Raw genomic sequence first — 16726 nt, 5'->3', positions numbered from 1 at the left:
TTATGCTACACTGCGCGCCTGTTTTACTCCTTGTGGTGCGCTCCGTGGCTCAAAACACTGTCTACTTTCCTGAAGAATTCCTGGCGCAAATGCGCCTCGCAATGCCGGAACATCTCTCTTTCGACGACTTCATTGCTGCCTGTCAGCGTCCGCTGCGCCGCAGCATCCGCGTGAATACGCTAAAAATCACCGTCGCGGATTTTCTGGCGCTGGTGTCACCCTATGGCTGGCAACTGACGCCGGTCCCGTGGTGTGCAGAAGGCTTCTGGATCGAGCGGGATGATGAGGAGACGCTGCCACTGGGCAGTACTGCGGAACACTTAAGCGGCTTATTTTACATTCAGGAAGCCAGTTCCATGTTGCCGGTCGCGGCGCTGTTTGCCGACGGTGAGATGCCGCAACGGGTGATGGATGTCGCAGCCGCGCCGGGGTCGAAAACCACGCAAATCGCCGCAAAGATGGAAAACAAAGGCGCTATTCTCGCCAACGAGTTCTCCGCCAGCCGGGTGAAAGTGCTGCATGCCAATATCAGTCGTAGCGGCATCCGTAACGTTGCGTTGACCCATTTCGATGGGCGCGTATTTGGCCCGGCGCTACCGGGGATGTTTGATGCGATTTTGCTTGATGCCCCCTGCTCCGGAGAAGGCGTGGTGCGTAAAGATGCCGACGCGCTGAAAAACTGGTCCGTCGCCAGCAATCTGGAGATCGCCGCCACCCAGCGCGAACTGATTATGAGCGCGTTTCACGCATTGCGCTCCGGCGGGGTACTGGTTTATTCCACCTGCACGCTCAACCGTGATGAAAACGAAGCCATCTGTCATTGGCTGAGAGATCAATACCCAAACGCCGTTGAGTTTCTGCCACTGGGCGACCTCTTCCCCGATGCCGGGCGCGCACTCACCGCCGACGGTTTCCTGCACGTTTTTCCACAAATTTACGACTGCGAAGGTTTCTTCGTCGCCCGATTGCGTAAAACTGCCGATGTCGATGCCCTGCCCGCCCCCACCTACAAAGTGGGGAATTTCCCCTTCACTCCGCTGAAACCACGTGAAGCCGCATTGGTGGAAACCGCTGCGAAGTCTGTGGGGCTGAGCTGGGATGATGAACTGCATCTGTGGCAGCGGGATAAAGAGATCTGGCTTTTCCCGACCAATATCGAACCGTTGATCGGGAAAGTCCGTTTCTCCCGCATCGGTATCCGCCTCGCGGAAACACACAACAAAGGCTATCGCTGGCAGCATGAAGCCATTATTGCGCTGGCAGGACATAACAATCCCCTCGCCTTCCCACTGACGCAAGCGGAAGCCGAAGAGTGGTATCGCGGACGGGACATCTACCCGCAAGCCACGCCACCACGCGATGATGTGATTGTCACGTTCCAGGGGCAACCACTGGGGTTGGCCAAAAAAGTCGGTTCGCGACTGAAAAACAGCTACCCCCGCGAACTGGTGCGTGATGGGCGCTTGTTTGCCGGGAATGCGTGACCGCGCGCAAAAAAATAGCACGTTCTGACTGGCAACTTGCTCTGTGTTGTACCAGGCTGAATTTTGGGCGACCTTACTGGTCGTACCACAATATCAGCGATCAATGGAGAGCATTATGACGAAGACCAGCGTGCGCATAGGCGCATTCGAAATCGATGATGCCGAGCTGCAAGGGGATAATCAGGGGGAACGAACGTTACATATCCCCTGCGATTCTGACCCGGATTTATGTATGCAACTTGATGCCTGGGATGCGGATACCAGCATACCAGCAATTCTCAACGGCGAACATTCGGTCCTGTACCGGGAGCATTACGATCAGAAGTCTGATACCTGGGTTATGCGTCTTGCCTGATCCAAAGGGAACCCGTCCGTAAGACGGGTTATTTACCCGCCTGATTTCCCCTGCCCTCATTCATCCCCTACACTTATCGTTACGTTGTACTGTACCGAGGATGGAATGTTCGCTCTGGTCTTATTCGTTTGCTACCTGGACGGTGGGTGTGACGATATCGTCATTGATGTGTTCAATACCGAGCAACAGTGCCTGCGCGCCATGGACGATCAGCGTTTGCGCCACGGAGGCTGCTACCCCGTTGAAGAGTTTATTGACGGTTTCTGGCGTCCGGCCAACGAATTCAGCGATTTTTGATCACTGCACCTGAACCAGCGTTAGCGCACCGCCAAACACCGCCCCCGTATCGATGTAGTGCAGATTATACGCATCATAGCGCTGCTTCAGCGGCGTATGTCCGAACCAGAAATGGTCCGCCCCGGATATTTTTCCGCCTTTGCCGGACAAGAGCTGATTCAACCTGTCGCGTCGCCACAACACGGACTCGCGGTCTACTGCTTTATCCCACTGGTACTCCTCAGACGGATAATCGGCGTGAGCAATGACATTAATGCCGTTGTCGCAGCGCAATTCAAGGATATAGGGTAGTGCTGCACAGGTGTGCAATGCCTCCAGCGCCTGCTGCTGCTCTGCATGAGAGAGCTCTGCGAACCATCGCCCCCCGTTGAGTTGCCACATCGCCGTATCGCCGTAACGCACTGCATCAATCGCCATCTGCTCATGATTTCCGCGCACGGTTTTAAACCATTTTTTATTCAGTAACCTGAGGCACTGAAGACTTTGCGGCCCGCGATCGATCAAATCACCGACGCAAATGAGCAGATCCTGATAAGGGTCAAATTGGCGGTCGCGTAATGCCCCCATTAATTGCGGGTGACAACCGTGTAGGTCACCCACAATCCAGATATGCCGCCAGCGTGTGCCGTCAATACGTTCGTACATATTTCTCCCCCTTATTTTTAGTATAGAAAAAGCCTTGACGAAGGGAATAATATTCGGGCCATGTTAATAATCTAAATCATCCCTAAACGAAGCGTAAATAAAGTACCTGACAGCGTTAATTTGTATTTTGCGGATCTCTAAAATGAGCAGTGAAACAATAAGAGGTCCTCATCGTGTCAAATATCAGCCTGCGCACAGAACTTAATGCAAATTACAATCGGCATATTATTTCCGATTTAGTCACCGGTCGTCTTATTCCTGGCCCCATCTGGAAAAAGCCCAATTATCGTATTAAGTTTTTACTGCGTTCGTTGCTTTTCTGGTCACCGACGACCCGCATGCTGAACAACCTATCGCATCGCCCGGAATTTGACCGTCTGCTTAGCGCGCAGGTCACACTGCCAAGCAAGACGCACCGCCAGTATCTGACCCGCGGTTTGAATGCGGCACAGCGTGCTGATGCCATCATTGCGCATTACACCTGGCTCGACGAGCAGGTTCCTCCTGTGCTGGCAGATGCGTTGAGTGCGGCGGAATCGTGCCAGATCATTGAATTTACAGGCAAAGATGATAGCCGTTTTTGTCTGTACGCTTCCTGTGCCAGTAAAGCAGAACGTGAGGGCGAAAGTACATTGTGGCTACGTGATGCTGATAATATCTTGCTGGCCAGTGCGACATTCAGCGTAATGAGCGAAAACGGTCAGCGCGCACTGGTCATTGGCGGATTACAAGGGCCGCGTAAAAACGTTAATCATGACGTCATTAAAGTCGCTACCCGCGCCTGCCACGGCGTGTTCCCGAAAAAGATGCTACTGGAAGTATTGAGCCAGCTGGCAGCACAAACTGGCGTAACGGCACTGTATGGCGTCAGCGATAACGGTCACGTTTTTCGTGCACTGCGTTATCGTTTAAGCAAAGGTCGTCATTTCCACGCCAGCTACGATGAATTTTGGGCTTCTATTGAAGGCGAAAAAGAGAATGCCTGGCGCTGGCGTTTACCCACGCAATTTACCCGTAAACCACTAGAAGCGATCGCCAGTAAAAAACGTGCTGAATATCGCCGTCGTTTTGAATTACTGGATGAGGTGACGGCGAAACTTAACCAACTGTTTCTCTGATAAATATTAAAAGGCGGAGTATTACACTCTGCCTTTTAATATCACCAACCGCTGGCTATATTTCTCGCTTGCCATCTTCCAGAAACTCCCACGCCATACTTCAGGCGTCTCTTCACAATTTAATCACAATTTTTTAAGATTTACCTTAAGTTAACCCCATGAATTAATGATAAATTGACGCTCCCTGTCGAGGAGTTTATATGAAAAAAGTCATTTTTCTGGTTATCGCGCTTAGCGCAGCGCTTTCTCTTTCTGGTTGTATTGGCCCCTTCTGGGGACCAGGCCCTGGCGGCGGACACGGCGGAGCCCCAATGCAAGGACCAGGTGGTGGTGGACCGGGAGGTTGGTAAGGGAATAATGCCTGCGCACCGTATTTGCGGAAGAGACAGAACGCCCGGTCATTTCTGCGCGTTTCGTTTTAATTGCCTTTCAAACGCCAGTGCAACAGTCGCGAGATAACCGCTTGAATTCGCGCTGCCGGGCTGGTATTACTGGAGTGCCCAAAAAAAAGACCGAACACGATTCCTGTATTCGGTCCAGGGAAATGGCTCTTGGGAGAGAGCCGTGCGCTAAAAGTTGGCATTAATGCAGGCTAAGTCGCCTGGCACTTTAAGAATAGATGACGACGCCAGGTTTTCCAGTCCGCGACAAAAGTGGTCAAAAAAATCAGGTTATCGTCACGCTTCAAAATGTTAAAACCGCAAGACTTGTTAATACAGGCTTGCGGTTTTTTATTTTAAATCAGTGCGTTAATAACTTATATTAACAAAGCGTCTCGGCCCGGGCGATAAACGGAGCAAGACTCATCTTTTCACCAGGCCGGTTGGGATCGTCAATCTGGATAATGCTAATCGGCTGACCACTGCTTTTGCCGCTGGCAACCTGCTGTTGTGCAACATCGTTCAGCGGATATTGCACCAGCGTGCTCGGGTTAATCGCGTACAATGCCTTGCCCGGCCGGCAGGTCAGCATCACTTCTTCACGATTAAACGCCCACTTGTCTTTACCGATTTCAAAACGGCTAACGGTGATCACCTGCGGTGCCGCCAGCGCAGCGCCCGAACAGGCTAACAGTAACAATACCAATACACTTTTTTTCATTCTTTCCGCCAGGTTCAGTCAAAAAGGTTCCCAGGTTGCAAATACGCTTACCGCCGCCAGCACCAGCGCGCCGAGCCCCACTTCGGCCCATGTCATACGTATAAACTGCTGCCGGGCAATGTCATTTTTCAGGCTCAGTCGTGGCACCAGAACATACCGATTCACAAGGGCAATTACCACCATCAGCGCCACAAGCGCACATTTCAGCAACAGCATTCGCCCCCAGGCACTGTTCCACGGCAAAACGCTCCCCTGAACCATCAGGGTATTGATGATACCGGTCAGAATAACCCCGGCGACGGCAAAATGCCCGTAGCGAGAAAAGCGCATCATTGTCGCTATCGCCGCAGCATGCCAGCGCCCACGCGCCAGTTGCATGCAAAACAGCACCGGAAGCAATCCGCCAAGCCAGACCGCAGCACAGAGCAAATGCAAAAGGTGATTACCACGTTGCAATACACCCGCCATTCCCTCTCGCATCGCAGCATGTCCAACGCCTGCCGCCAGCAAAAACTGGATAGCCCCCAGCAACAGCAGTCGTTGCTGGTTCTGCGGTTGCAACAGGGCAACAGTCAGGGTTAACAAGGCTATCAGGATTTGTAGCGTCCAGACCGAACCGAACTGTGTGCCGGTCAGCGCCAGCCAGATTTCCGGGCGCAAAACATCCTGCCAGCCGTCACCTATCATTCCGCCCTGCACGCCGAATATCAGCACGGTACTCACCGCATTCAACCACAAACAGACGTGTTGCAGCGTGCGAAAACGATGCGTCAGCAAACGGCGCAGGTTATGCGGAGCCAGCCACGCACTGAACAGTGCGCAACCGAAAATCATCATCAGGGCTGCAAAATGAACGAATCGCAGCGCAACATACCCCGTCGCCAGCATGGTTACTTCACGGAAAATTGATACTGGCCGTGAGTTTTGTGCCCGTCGACGGAAACTACATGCCAGTTAACAGTATAATGGCCCGGCATGAGCGGCTGCTCCAGCGGCACGATCATTTGCGTTTTGTCATTCTCATTGCGTTTGATTGTGCCGGTCGTGATAATTTGTTGCTGACTCCCGGTGACGCTGATACCGCTGAACTGCGGTTCGATACCTTCAGAAAAGGTGAGCGTTAGCTCCTGCGGTGCTGCAGTAACCTCCGCCCCCGCTGCCGGATACTGGTTTTTCAAATGCGCATGCGCCAGCGCGGCGGGAGCGGCAAAAAGCGTGGCGATCAGCGTGATCGTGCGCCAGCGGCGAACAGCAGATGTGAGCATATTGTTCATTCCTTTTTGTTATACATATGGGACAGAGAATAACCCTGTATAATAATCGCGTCGAGTATCATCGTCGGCGTGCTTGTCTTTATGTGGCAGGCTTAGTAACTTTTGCCGCGTGAACCCAGGAGAAAATCATGACAACGAACCTTGCGCAACTTGAGCAGGACGAAATGGATAAGATCAATGTCGATCTTGCCGCGGCAGGCGTCGCATTTAAAGAGCGCTATAACATGCCTGTGGTTGCTGAAGCCATCGAGCGTGAACAGCCAGAGCACCTGCGTACCTGGTTTCGCGAGCGCTTGATTGCGCATCGGCTGGCCTCAGTGTCGCTTTCCCGCTTACCTTATGAGCCTAAAGCGAAATAACGGAGTCGGGTATGTTGCGTGTTATCGATACCGAAACCTGCGATCTGCAAGGGGGCATTGTCGAAATTGCCTCCGTTGACGTCGTGGACGGGCAAATCGTCAATCCGATGAGCCATCTGGTTCGCCCTGACCGCCCCATCAGTTCACAAGCCATGGCGATACACCGGATCACCGAATCGATGGTAGCCAACCAGCCATGGATAGAAGAGATTGTGCCGAATTATTACGGCAGCAACTGGTATGTCGCCCACAATGCCAGCTTTGATCGCCGCGTCCTGCCGGAAATGCCTGGCGAGTGGATTTGCACGATGAAACTGGCGCGTCGCCTGTGGCCGGGCATTAAATACAGTAATATGGCGCTGTATAAATCCCGCAAGCTCAGCGTGCAGACGCCGCCGGGTCTGCATCATCACCGGGCGCTTTACGACTGCTATATTACCGCCGCCTTGCTGATTGATATTATGCAGGTATCAGGCTGGTCCGCAGATGAAATGGCGACGATTACCGGTCGCCCCGCGCTGCTGACGACGTTTACGTTCGGTAAATACCGGGGCAAACCGGTATCCGAAATCGCCGATCGCGATCCGGGCTACCTGCGGTGGTTATTCAATAACCTTGAGCGCATGAGCCCGGAACTGCGTCTGACGCTGAAACACTATTTAGGCGAAGAGTAATCCGCGCTTTGCCCCGGCAGGGTTCCCTGCGCCAGGGCTATCAGGAAGGCATATTCCAGCGCTACACCTTCATAGGATTTAAACCGTCCTGATTTCCCGCCATGTCCGGAATCCATGTCTGTGCAGAGTAACAGTACGTTGTCATCGGTTTTATACTCCCGCAGTTTGGCAACCCATTTTGCCGGTTCCCAGTATTGCACCTGCGAGTCATGCAGGCCGGTAGTGACCAGCATGTGCGGATAACCGTGCGCGCCGATGTTGTCATAGGGACTGTAGCTTTTCATGTACCGGTAGTAGGTTTCATCCTGGGGATCCCCCCACTCCTCAAACTCACCGGTGGTAAGGGGGATCGACTCATCCAGCATGGTGGTAACCACATCGACAAAGGGCACCTGGGCAATCACACCATGAAATAACGATGGCCGTTCGTTAATTACCGCGCCAATTAACAGTCCGCCCGCACTCCCGCCCATGCCATAACAGAACAGCGGCGAACCGTACCCCTGCGCCAGTAAGCTGTCGGTAGCGTCAATGAAATCGTTGAAGGTGTTTTTCTTACGAAGAAATTTGCCCTCTTCGTACCATGCCTGCCCCAATTCTCCCCCGCCACGCACATGCGCAATCGCGCACACAAAACCGCGGTCAAGCAGGCTCAACCGGCTGCTGCTGAAATCGGCATCCATACTGGCACCGTAAGATCCGTAACCATAAACCAACAACGGATTTTGCCCGGAGCGGAAATGATTTTTGTTGTACACCAGCGATACCGGCACTTCGACACCATCCCGTGCATGGATCCATAAATGCTCGCTTTGGTACTGGCTGGCGTCAAAACCCGCCACATCAATCTGCTTGATGACGCGCCGTTCACCGCTGTCCATATCCAGCTCAAACAGTGTGTCCGGGGTGGTCATCGATGAGTAACCGTAGCGTAGCCGCGACGTTTCCGGCTCGGGGTTATAAGCAAGCCACGTGACATACGCCGGATCATCAAACGCAATGCCAACAACTTCGCGCGTTTTCCGGTTAATTTGCCGCAGACTGGTCAACCCGCGCTGCCGCTCTTCAACCACCAGCCAGTCGGTAAACAAGGTAAACCCTTCCAGCATCACCTGGTCTCGGGCCGGGATCAGCACTTCCCAGCGCTTTTCATCACGTACTTTGGTGCGATAGAGACCAAAGTTTTTGCCGTCCCGATTCGATCGCAGATAGAAAGTGTGCTGGTAGTGATCGAGGCTGTATTCATGGTCTTTACGCCGCGGTAAAAAACGCAGCGGTTGGGCATCGGGTAATTCCGCATCAAGAAGCAGAACTTCGCTGGTCGTGGCGCTGGCCAGATGGATAGTGATGTAGTGCTGCGAGGTGGTTTTGCTCAATCCGACATAGAACGCTTCATCCTGCTCTTCGTAGACCAGTTCATCATGTTGCGCGGGCGTACCAATAGTATGTCGCCACACCTGATACGGCAGCAGCGTGGTCGCATGTTTGCGTACATAATAGAGCGTTTCAGAATCATTGACCCAGACGAACTCTGGCGAGACATTATCGAGCATCTCCGGATACCAGTTCCCAGTGTCAAGATTGCGAAACCGCAGGCCATATTGCCGACGGGACAGGTAATCTTCCGCAATCGCCATAATGGTGTTATCCGGCGAAACGGACATGCCGCCGAGGGTATAAAACTCACTGTGCGCCGCGCGCTGGTTCGCATCAAGGAGCACCTGCCACTCATCCCACTCCGCACTGAGCGCGGACTGACGCTGATAGATAGCATATTCGTTGCCAGGTTCGTAAATATGCCGGTAACGGTAGCCATTTTTGATATAAGGTGCAGACATCTCACGCTGCGGAATGCGCGAGATGATCTCCCCAAGCACACGGTCCTGAAGCGCCTGTTGCGACGCCATCACCTCATGCCCGTAGCGGTTTTCCTGTTGAAGATAGTCCAGAACATCTGGCTGCGAACGCGCGTCGTCCCGCAGCCAGTAATAATTATCGATACGAGTATCACCATGCACAGTCATAGCATGGGGGATTTTTTTCGCTTTCGGCGGCATAGCACTGTTCTTTTTAGTTTTACATACCTATAAGGGTGGCAAAACCCACGCGCGATGCAAGCGAAACGTCGCAGTTGTTATTGCGGGAGAGCATGTTTTTGCTGCTTAAGATCCTCTTCAATCCCTTCACGCACATCGGCAGGAATTTTTAGCGCATCGCCCAATGCGTTAAGGTAACTCCGCTCCATAAAGTGATCGATATCGATAGCGGCGCAGCTGAGGAAATAGATTTCCAGCGCTTCTTCTTCGTTGGTGACTCCTCGTGCCAGACGCTCTGGATCAAGAGGTTGCTCAATGGCCTGCGCGACCAGCGCCCGTCCCTGCTCTTCCACGCCCGCTTCGCGAAGTTGTTGTTCGATAGCCGCGCGTTCTTTGTCATCAATATGACCATCACTTTTGGCTGCAAAGACCAGCGCCAGGATCAGGCGCTCTGTGCGCACATCTAACGGTGAAGGGTGTTGACCAAACTGGGGGTCATTCTGGTGAGCATCGCGGATACGGTCTTTGTATTTATTCCACAGCACGCTACCGGCCACCGCACCGCCACCGACCAACAACGCGCTGGTACCATATTTGGTCAGAAGTTTACGCGATGATTTACTGGCAACCAGCAGCCCGGCAAGACCACCCAGCGCGCCGGGCACCAGCAGTTTGCTTAACCCCTGCTCGCCAGAGGATGAAGATGCTGCTCCGTCTTTCTGACCAAGCAGCGATTGTAATTGATTTAACCAACTCATGATGTCCCTCGCCTACTGATAATGGTGCGCTCAGAGTAAGCGAGGGGATGTCAGGAAATGTCTGACTCTGCAAAAGATGGGAAAATTGTGTCAGTTGGGTTGCGGTTGATAGTCCGCCGTACCGGCTTTGCAGTCGATAGCCACTTTATAGTGGATATCGGTGCTTTTCCCGCGCACGGTTAACGGTACAGTCCACTTATCACCCTTGCCGACAATATCCTTGGTGCTGATCCAGGCCACCGGATCGGCCTGGCCAAGTTTTTTTTGATCGTCTGCCCAACGAACGATGCGATTTTGCAAATAGTCACGCTTAACGCTGGCGGCAATGCCTTCAGCGTTAAGCCCCTCGCACGAGGGAAATTTCACCGACTTATCGTTTGCGGCATGCGCCGCCACACTGCCCGCCAGCAAAAGAAAACTGGCGAAAACCCCTGCTATTTTCATGCTTATCTCCTGGTTTTTACCCCTTCAAAGCATGGTACAAATTACAGGCAGTGCAAGATCAGGCGACTTTTGCGCGTTTGGCTGCGCTTTTAATATCGACAGTATCTGTCGGCTCACTCTCATCATCCGTTGCCGGAGACGCTGCAGGTTCTTGCGCTTCTGCGCCAGGCAATTTACCGGACTTAAGAATGCTGCTAAGCGCCTCTTTTTGTTCGGCAAGCCACAGCGCCATTTGGTCACGTGTTTCATCTTCCAGCGTGACCGGACCTGCGCCTAACCAGTCACCCAGCACTTCCGCCAGATCGAGCATCTTATCGTAAGCATCCGCTTCCTTTTTGCTGGCAAAAGACATTTTTTCCTCACCTTCTCTAATGACTACGTATTTAACTTCTACCGCCATGATGCAGCCTCATTTAACTGTTTATTTATACAGTATAGTAGCGCGATGAAAAAACCATCGCAAGTGATAAAAGACAGACGCAAACGTTTTCGTTTATACTGCGCGCAGTTTTTTTCCCAACGGTAAGCTGCTATGACTCTTTTAGGTACTGCGCTGCGCCCTGCAGCAACTCGCGTGATGTTACTCGGTTCCGGCGAACTGGGCAAAGAAGTGGCCATTGAGTGCCAACGTCTCGGCATCGAAGTGATTGCCGTTGACCGCTACGCCGACGCTCCGGCAATGCATGTCGCCCACCGCTCGCATGTCATTAACATGTTGGATGGCGAAGCGCTGAAGGCGCTGGTGGCGCAAGAAAAACCCCATTTCATTGTGCCGGAAATCGAAGCCATCGCCACCGATACGCTGATTGAGCTGGAAGCACAGGGCCAGCACGTTGTCCCCTGCGCCCGTGCTGCAAAGCTGACAATGAACCGTGAGGGCATTCGTCGTCTTGCGGCAGAAGAACTTCAGCTCCCGACGTCCAGTTACCGTTTTGCCGACAGTGAAGCCGCGTTCCATCAGGCCGTTGAAGAGATTGGTCTGCCGTGTATTGTTAAGCCGGTAATGAGTTCGTCGGGCAAAGGCCAGAGCTTTATTAAACGCGCTGACCAGTTAGCCAAAGCCTGGGAATATGCGCAACAAGGCGGGCGCGCCGGCGCCGGTCGGGTGATTGTCGAAGGCGTGGTCCACTTTGATTTTGAAATCACGCTTCTGACTATCAGCGCGGTAGATGGCGTGCATTTTTGCGCCCCGGTCGGCCACCGTCAGGAAGACGGGGATTATCGAGAATCCTGGCAGCCGCAGCAGATGTCCACTGTCGCACTGCAACGCGCGGAAGAGATTGCCCGCAAAGTCGTACTGGCGCTCGGTGGTCACGGTCTGTTTGGCGTGGAGTTGTTCGTGTGTGGCGATGACGTCATCTTCAGCGAAGTTTCTCCGCGCCCACATGATACCGGCATGGTCACGCTGATTTCGCAGGATCTCTCCGAGTTCGCGTTGCACGTGCGTGCCTTCCTCGGCTTGCCTGTTGGCGACATCCGCCAGTATGGTCCGTCTGCTTCTGCGGTCATTCTGCCTCGTCTGAGCAGCCAGAATGTGACCTTCGATAATGTGCATAATGCGGTGGGCGCAGGCGTACAGTTGCGCCTGTTCGGCAAGCCGGAAATCGACGGTTCCCGTCGTCTGGGTGTAGCGCTGGCGGTGGCCGACAATGTCGAAACCGCCGTGCAACGCGCGATTGCAGCGGCGAAGGCCGTTGACGTTCAGGGATAAAAAAGCCCGCTCAGTGTTAACACTGAGCGGGCTTTATGTCTGGCGGGGTTATACCCGCCGCACGGTTACTGTTTCGCGCCTTCTACCGCTTCACGCGCCAGTTTGGTGATACGGTCATAATCACCCGCTTCCAGCGCATCCGCCGGCACCAGCCAGGAACCGCCGATGCACAGCACGCTTTTCAGCGCCAGGTAGTCACGGTAGTTTGCCGGAGAAATCCCGCCAGTCGGGCAGAAACGCACATGCGCAAACGGACCAGCAATGGCCTGCAGCGCTTTAGTGCCGCCATTCGCTTCAGCCGGGAAGAATTTAAACTCTTTCAGACCGTAGTCCATGCCCAGCATCAGTTCGGAAACGGTGCTGATACCCGGGATCAGCGGGATGGTTCCTTCAGTCGCCGCTTTCAGCAGCGGCTCGGTCAGACCCGGGCTAATGGCGAACTGCGCGCCAGCGGCGGTCACTTCCGCCAGTTGCTGCGGGTTCAACACAGTCCCCGCACCGACGATCGCGTCCGGCACTTCTTTGGCAATCGCGCGGATAGCGTCAATGGCACAAGCGGTGCGCAGAGTCACTTCCAGAACGCGAACGCCACCGGCAACCAGCGCTTTCGCCATCGGCACCGCGTGTTCCAGTTTGTTCACTACGATCACCGGCACAACCGGGCCAGTTTTCAGGATTGTTTCTGCACTCGTTTTCCAGTTTTTCATCAGGTTTTTCTCTCGCCAGAACTAAAATCTTGTCGTCTTAAAAAGTGATACAGGTTGCGCCCTGCTCCGCACCGGAAAGTTTCTCCCGCAGTGCGCCAAACATTTCGCGCCCTGTGCCCACGCGCATCGCGCTCAGGTCAGGAATATGTGGCTGACGTGCGGCAAGTTCGTTTTCATCCACCAGCAGCGTTAATTCTCCCGTCTGCCCGTTGACCCGGATGATATCGCCATCACGCACTTTCGCCAGCAATCCACCATCAAAAGCCTCTGGTGTAACGTGGATCGCCGACGGCACTTTACCCGATGCACCTGAGAGCCGTCCATCGGTTACTAAAGCTATTTTGAAACGGCGGTCCAATAATACACCAAGTGGCGGCATGAGTTTATGTAATTCTGGCATTCCGTTCGCTTTCGGTCCCTGATGACGCACAACAACCACGCAATCGCGGTCCAGCAAACCCGCATCGAAGGCCGGTAACACGTCATGCTGGCTTTCAAAAACAATCGCCGGCGCTTCGATAACCTGATTTTCCACCGGTACGGCGGAGGTCTTCATGACAGCGCGCCCAAGATTACCGCTCAGTACTTTGGTGCCGCCGTGTTTGGAGAACGGTTTATCAAAGGTGGCAATGACATCGGCATCGAGCGAGGCGTCAGCGCCCGGACGCCAGTCAAGCTCGCCATTATTCAGCCACGGTTCGTTGGTGTAGCGAGTCAGACCAAAACCCGCCACCGTATTCACGTCTTCATGCAATAAACCGCCTTTGAGCAGTTCTCGCATCAGTACCGGAACCCCGCCCGCCGCCTGGAAGTGGTTAATGTCGGCCGGACCATTCGGATAGAGACGCGCCAGCAACGGCACCACATCAGAAAGGTCAGAGAAATCATCCCAGTTGATAATGATGCCCGCCGCGCGAGCCATCGCCACCAGGTGCATGGTGTGGTTGGTTGAGCCGCCCGTTGCCAGCAACGAAACGATACCGTTGACCACCACTTTCTCGTCGATCATCTTGCCAAGCGGCATCCATTCATTGCCATTGCCAGTGAGACGCGTTACCTGCCGGGCAGCCGCTTCTGTCAGCGCCTGTCGCAGCGGCGCATCCGGATGCACAAAAGAGGAACCCGGTAACTGCATGCCCATAAATTCAATCACCATTTGGTTGGTGTTGGCCGTGCCATAGAAAGTACAGGTACCCGGCGCATGATACGAAGCGGCTTCAGATTCCAGCAGTGCCATGCGATCGACTTTGCCTTCGGCATACAACTGGCGGATACGCACTTTTTCTTTGTTCGCCAGACCGCTGGCCATCGGGCCTGACGGCACGAACAGCGCGGGTAAATGACCAAATGAGAGCGCCGCCATCGCAAGGCCGGGAACAATTTTGTCACACACGCCGAGATACAACGCGCCATCGAACATATTGTGCGAGAGGCCTACTGCGGCTGACATGGCGATAATTTCACGGCTGAGCAGTGAAAGCTCCATACCGTCCTGCCCCTGAGTAACGCCATCACACATCGCCGGTACACCGCCGGCAACCTGCCCTACCGCATTAACAGAATGCAGCGCTTTACGAAGGATATCCGGGTAGGTCTCATAGGGCTGGTGCGCAGAAAGCATATCGTTGTAGGAGGTGATGATAGCGATGTTGTTACGCAACATGCTTTTGAGCGAGGCTTTATCGTCGGGCTGGCAGGCGGCGAATCCGTGCGCCAGATTGCCGCATGCAAGCGATGAGCGGCGTACGGTGTTGCTTTTCGCCTGTTCAATGCGTGCAAGGTAGGCTGAGCGGGTTTCGCGCGAACGTTCAACAATACGATTTGTTACGCGTAACATATTCGGGTTCATAGAGGCTCCTGAAATTTATCTGTCCGGGGAAACAATGCGCACGGTATGAACGGTTTATCCTGCCAGCCCGAAAACACCGGAGTACTGCGCCCCAAAGGCAAAATCGCTTCAGCCAGTGTAATAAAAAAAGCCCCGCTGGTGAATCCAGTCGGGGCCTGAAAGATGAAAAATTGTCCTGATTTCTGTGTTAGATCATGTTACCGGTAAAATAACAGAGTCTGAACGGCAGCACAGTTACTCAAACTCGTTCCAGGAACGGCCATCGCGGGTGATCATTGCTACGGAAGCAACGGGGCCCCAGGTGCCTGCCTGATAAGGCTTCGGCGAGTCATTATCCGCAGCCCAGGCTTCGGTAATGGAGTCCACCCATTTCCACGCCTCTTCCACTTCATCACGACGCACAAACAGCGCCTGGATCCCGCGCATGGTCTCCAGCAGCAAACGCTCATAAGCATCTGCAAGGTGCGTCTGGTTAAAGGTTTCCGAGTAGCTGAGGTCAAGTTTGGTGATCTGCAGATTATGCTTGTGATCCAGACCCGGCACTTTGTTAAGTACCTGAATATCCACGCCCTCATCCGGTTGCAGACGGATAGTCAGCTTGTTCTGCGGCAGATCCTGCCACGACTCTTTGAACAGATTCAGTTCCGGCGTTTTGAAGTACACGACAACTTCAGAGCATTTCGCCGGCAGACGTTTGCCGGTGCGCAGGTAGAACGGCACGCCAGCCCAGCGCCAGTTGTCGATATCCACGCGGATAGCAACAAACGTTTCGGTATTACTGGACTTGTTAGCACCCTCTTCTTCCAGGTAGCCCGGCACTTTTTTGCCTTGCGCAAAACCGGCGGTGTACTGACCGCGTACGGTTTTTTCACGCACGTTGGTGCGGTCGATGCGACGCAATGATTTCAGCACTTTCACTTTCTCATCGCGGATGCTGTCAGCACTCAGGTCTGACGGCGGCGACATCGCAATCATGCACAGGATTTGCAGCAGGTGGTTCTGGATCATATCGCGCATTTGACCTGCCTGGTCAAAATAGCCCCAGCGACCTTCAATACCCACCTCTTCCGCCACGGTGATTTCCACGTGGTCGATGGTGCGATTATCCCAGTTGTTCACAAACAGGGAGTTGGCAAAACGCAGTGCCAGCAGGTTAAGCACCGTCTCTTTACCCAGGTAGTGGTCGATACGGTAAACCTGGCACTCTTCGAAATATTCACCCACCTGGTCGTTGATTTCCCGCGAGGTCGCCAGTGAGGTTCCCAGCGGTTTTTCCATCACGACACGCGCCGGTTTGGCGTTCAGTTTGGCTTCACCCAGCCCTTTACAGATGGCGCCGAAGGTGCTTGGCGGCATCGCAAAATAGTTGATGGTGGTGCGATTTTTTTGATCCAGCATGTCGCCGAGGCGTTTAAACGCAGCAGTGTCGTTAACGTCGAGATTGCAGAAATCAAGACGGCCGCTGAGCTTGTCCCACAGGCTCTCGTCGATCTTCTCCTTCATGAAGGTTTCGAGCGCTTCACGGATCACCTGGGTATAAGCTTCTTTATCCCAGTCGGCACGCCCGACCCCCAGGATACGCGTATCCGGGTGGATCTGACCCGCTTTTTCCAGTTGATACAGGGAAGGCAGCAATTTCCGGCGTGCGAGGTCGCCTTTCGCGCCGAAAATGACCAGGTCACACGCCTGGGCTGTTTGTATTACCGCCATGTCATTCTCCTCAGTTGGCTATCCTGGTACTTTAGCCAGGTCTTAGTTGTAATTTTATTACAGTACAATGTACTGCTTTTACGTCATTCCCGAAACTGTTAAGCCTTGTCAGGAAGTGCGTTATTTTGTTGTGACGAAAAATACGTTTTTTCGCCCTGAAAATGCTGGATGTTTGCCCAGGACGCAGCCGATAAAATCCGACGT

The 16726-nt window shown here is 53.6% G+C and carries 18 protein-coding genes; 7 read left to right on the top strand and 11 right to left on the bottom strand.

Annotated elements, in window-relative coordinates:
• Positions 1-44 precede the first annotated feature (44 nt).
• The 3 genes from rsmF (at position 45) to ACQ3G7_RS10820 (ending at position 2136) form a co-directional block, all read left to right on the top strand.
• The gene (gene rsmF / locus ACQ3G7_RS10830) at positions 45-1484 is read left to right on the top strand and encodes a 16S rRNA (cytosine(1407)-C(5))-methyltransferase RsmF (protein ID WP_430889811.1); all 1440 of its coding nucleotides are present in this window, start codon (positions 45-47) and stop codon (positions 1482-1484) included.
• A gap of 115 nt (positions 1485-1599) precedes the next feature.
• Positions 1600-1839, top strand: a complete 240-nt coding sequence (locus ACQ3G7_RS10825) for a YebV family protein (protein ID WP_430889810.1) — start codon at positions 1600-1602, stop codon at positions 1837-1839.
• 105 nt (positions 1840-1944) lie between these two features.
• A complete protein-coding gene (locus ACQ3G7_RS10820) occupies positions 1945-2136 on the top strand; it encodes a YdfD/YebW family protein (RefSeq protein ID WP_263100488.1) in 192 nt (63 codons plus the stop codon).
• On the opposite strand, the gene pphA is transcribed toward ACQ3G7_RS10820, so the two are convergent.
• Entirely contained in the window at positions 2137-2781 is a 645-nt protein-coding gene (pphA, locus tag ACQ3G7_RS10815; RefSeq protein ID WP_430889809.1) for a protein-serine/threonine phosphatase, read from the bottom strand. It abuts the gene before it with no gap.
• 173 nt (positions 2782-2954) lie between these two features.
• Between pphA and ACQ3G7_RS10810 the strand changes: the two genes are divergently transcribed.
• Positions 2955-3899 (top strand): VirK/YbjX family protein, encoded by a 945-nt coding sequence (locus ACQ3G7_RS10810; RefSeq protein ID WP_430889808.1) that lies wholly within the window; start codon positions 2955-2957, stop codon positions 3897-3899.
• Between the two features lie 762 nt (positions 3900-4661).
• Here ACQ3G7_RS10810 and ACQ3G7_RS10805 read toward each other — a convergent pair.
• From ACQ3G7_RS10805 to yobA, 3 genes are read right to left on the bottom strand one after another with little or no spacing between them, the layout of a single operon-like run.
• Positions 4662-5000 (bottom strand): YebY family protein, encoded by a 339-nt coding sequence (locus tag ACQ3G7_RS10805; protein WP_430889807.1) that lies wholly within the window; start codon positions 4998-5000, stop codon positions 4662-4664.
• A gap of 18 nt (positions 5001-5018) precedes the next feature.
• Complete coding sequence (gene copD, locus ACQ3G7_RS10800; RefSeq protein ID WP_430889806.1) at positions 5019-5888, bottom strand: copper homeostasis membrane protein CopD; 870 nt, start codon at positions 5886-5888, stop codon at positions 5019-5021.
• 2 nt (positions 5889-5890) lie between these two features.
• Entirely contained in the window at positions 5891-6265 is a 375-nt protein-coding gene (gene yobA / locus ACQ3G7_RS10795; protein ID WP_430889805.1) for a CopC domain-containing protein YobA, read from the bottom strand.
• Positions 6266-6402: 137 nt separating this feature from the next.
• Between yobA and ACQ3G7_RS10790 the strand changes: the two genes are divergently transcribed.
• Both ACQ3G7_RS10790 and exoX read left to right on the top strand, forming a co-directional pair.
• Positions 6403-6633, top strand: coding sequence for a DNA polymerase III subunit theta (locus tag ACQ3G7_RS10790; RefSeq protein ID WP_263100481.1), 231 nt, complete (start codon positions 6403-6405; stop codon positions 6631-6633).
• Positions 6634-6644: 11 nt separating this feature from the next.
• Positions 6645-7307 (top strand): exodeoxyribonuclease X, encoded by a 663-nt coding sequence (gene exoX / locus ACQ3G7_RS10785; RefSeq protein ID WP_263100480.1) that lies wholly within the window; start codon positions 6645-6647, stop codon positions 7305-7307.
• On the opposite strand, the gene ptrB is transcribed toward exoX, so the two are convergent.
• The 4 genes from ptrB to ACQ3G7_RS10765 form a co-directional block, all read right to left on the bottom strand.
• Positions 7289-9364 (bottom strand): oligopeptidase B, encoded by a 2076-nt coding sequence (ptrB, locus tag ACQ3G7_RS10780; protein ID WP_430889804.1) that lies wholly within the window; start codon positions 9362-9364, stop codon positions 7289-7291. The two genes, exoX and ptrB, sit on opposite strands and share 19 nt — an antisense overlap.
• 77 nt (positions 9365-9441) lie before the next feature.
• Entirely contained in the window at positions 9442-10104 is a 663-nt protein-coding gene (locus ACQ3G7_RS10775; protein ID WP_430890128.1) for a tellurite resistance TerB family protein, read from the bottom strand.
• 87 nt (positions 10105-10191) lie between these two features.
• Complete coding sequence (yebF, locus tag ACQ3G7_RS10770) at positions 10192-10545, bottom strand: protein YebF (RefSeq protein WP_430889803.1); 354 nt, start codon at positions 10543-10545, stop codon at positions 10192-10194.
• Positions 10546-10603: 58 nt separating this feature from the next.
• Positions 10604-10945, bottom strand: coding sequence for a YebG family protein (locus ACQ3G7_RS10765; RefSeq protein WP_430889802.1), 342 nt, complete (start codon positions 10943-10945; stop codon positions 10604-10606).
• A 132-nt stretch (positions 10946-11077) separates the two neighbouring features.
• On the opposite strand from ACQ3G7_RS10765, the gene purT reads away from it, so the two are divergent.
• The gene (gene purT / locus ACQ3G7_RS10760; protein WP_430889801.1) at positions 11078-12256 is read left to right on the top strand and encodes a formate-dependent phosphoribosylglycinamide formyltransferase; all 1179 of its coding nucleotides are present in this window, start codon (positions 11078-11080) and stop codon (positions 12254-12256) included.
• A gap of 65 nt (positions 12257-12321) precedes the next feature.
• Here purT and kdgA read toward each other — a convergent pair whose 3' ends face one another.
• The 3 genes from kdgA to zwf all read right to left on the bottom strand — a co-directional run bounded on the left by kdgA (position 12322) and on the right by zwf (position 16522).
• Complete coding sequence (gene kdgA / locus ACQ3G7_RS10755) at positions 12322-12963, bottom strand: bifunctional 4-hydroxy-2-oxoglutarate aldolase/2-dehydro-3-deoxy-phosphogluconate aldolase (RefSeq protein WP_430889800.1); 642 nt, start codon at positions 12961-12963, stop codon at positions 12322-12324.
• A 37-nt stretch (positions 12964-13000) separates the two neighbouring features.
• Positions 13001-14812 carry a phosphogluconate dehydratase gene (gene edd, locus ACQ3G7_RS10750; protein ID WP_430889799.1) on the bottom strand — a complete coding sequence of 604 codons (1812 nt, stop codon included), beginning with the start codon at positions 14810-14812 and terminating at the stop codon, positions 13001-13003.
• A 234-nt stretch (positions 14813-15046) separates the two neighbouring features.
• Complete coding sequence (zwf, locus tag ACQ3G7_RS10745; RefSeq protein WP_061496682.1) at positions 15047-16522, bottom strand: glucose-6-phosphate dehydrogenase; 1476 nt, start codon at positions 16520-16522, stop codon at positions 15047-15049.
• Positions 16523-16726: the final 204 nt, after the last annotated feature.

The sequence above is a fragment of the Kosakonia sp. N21 genome (genome assembly GCF_050587465.1).
Lineage (GTDB): Bacteria > Pseudomonadota > Gammaproteobacteria > Enterobacterales > Enterobacteriaceae.
The sequence above is the reverse complement of the archived record's forward strand: the minus strand, read 5'-3'. Positions and strand labels throughout refer to the sequence as shown.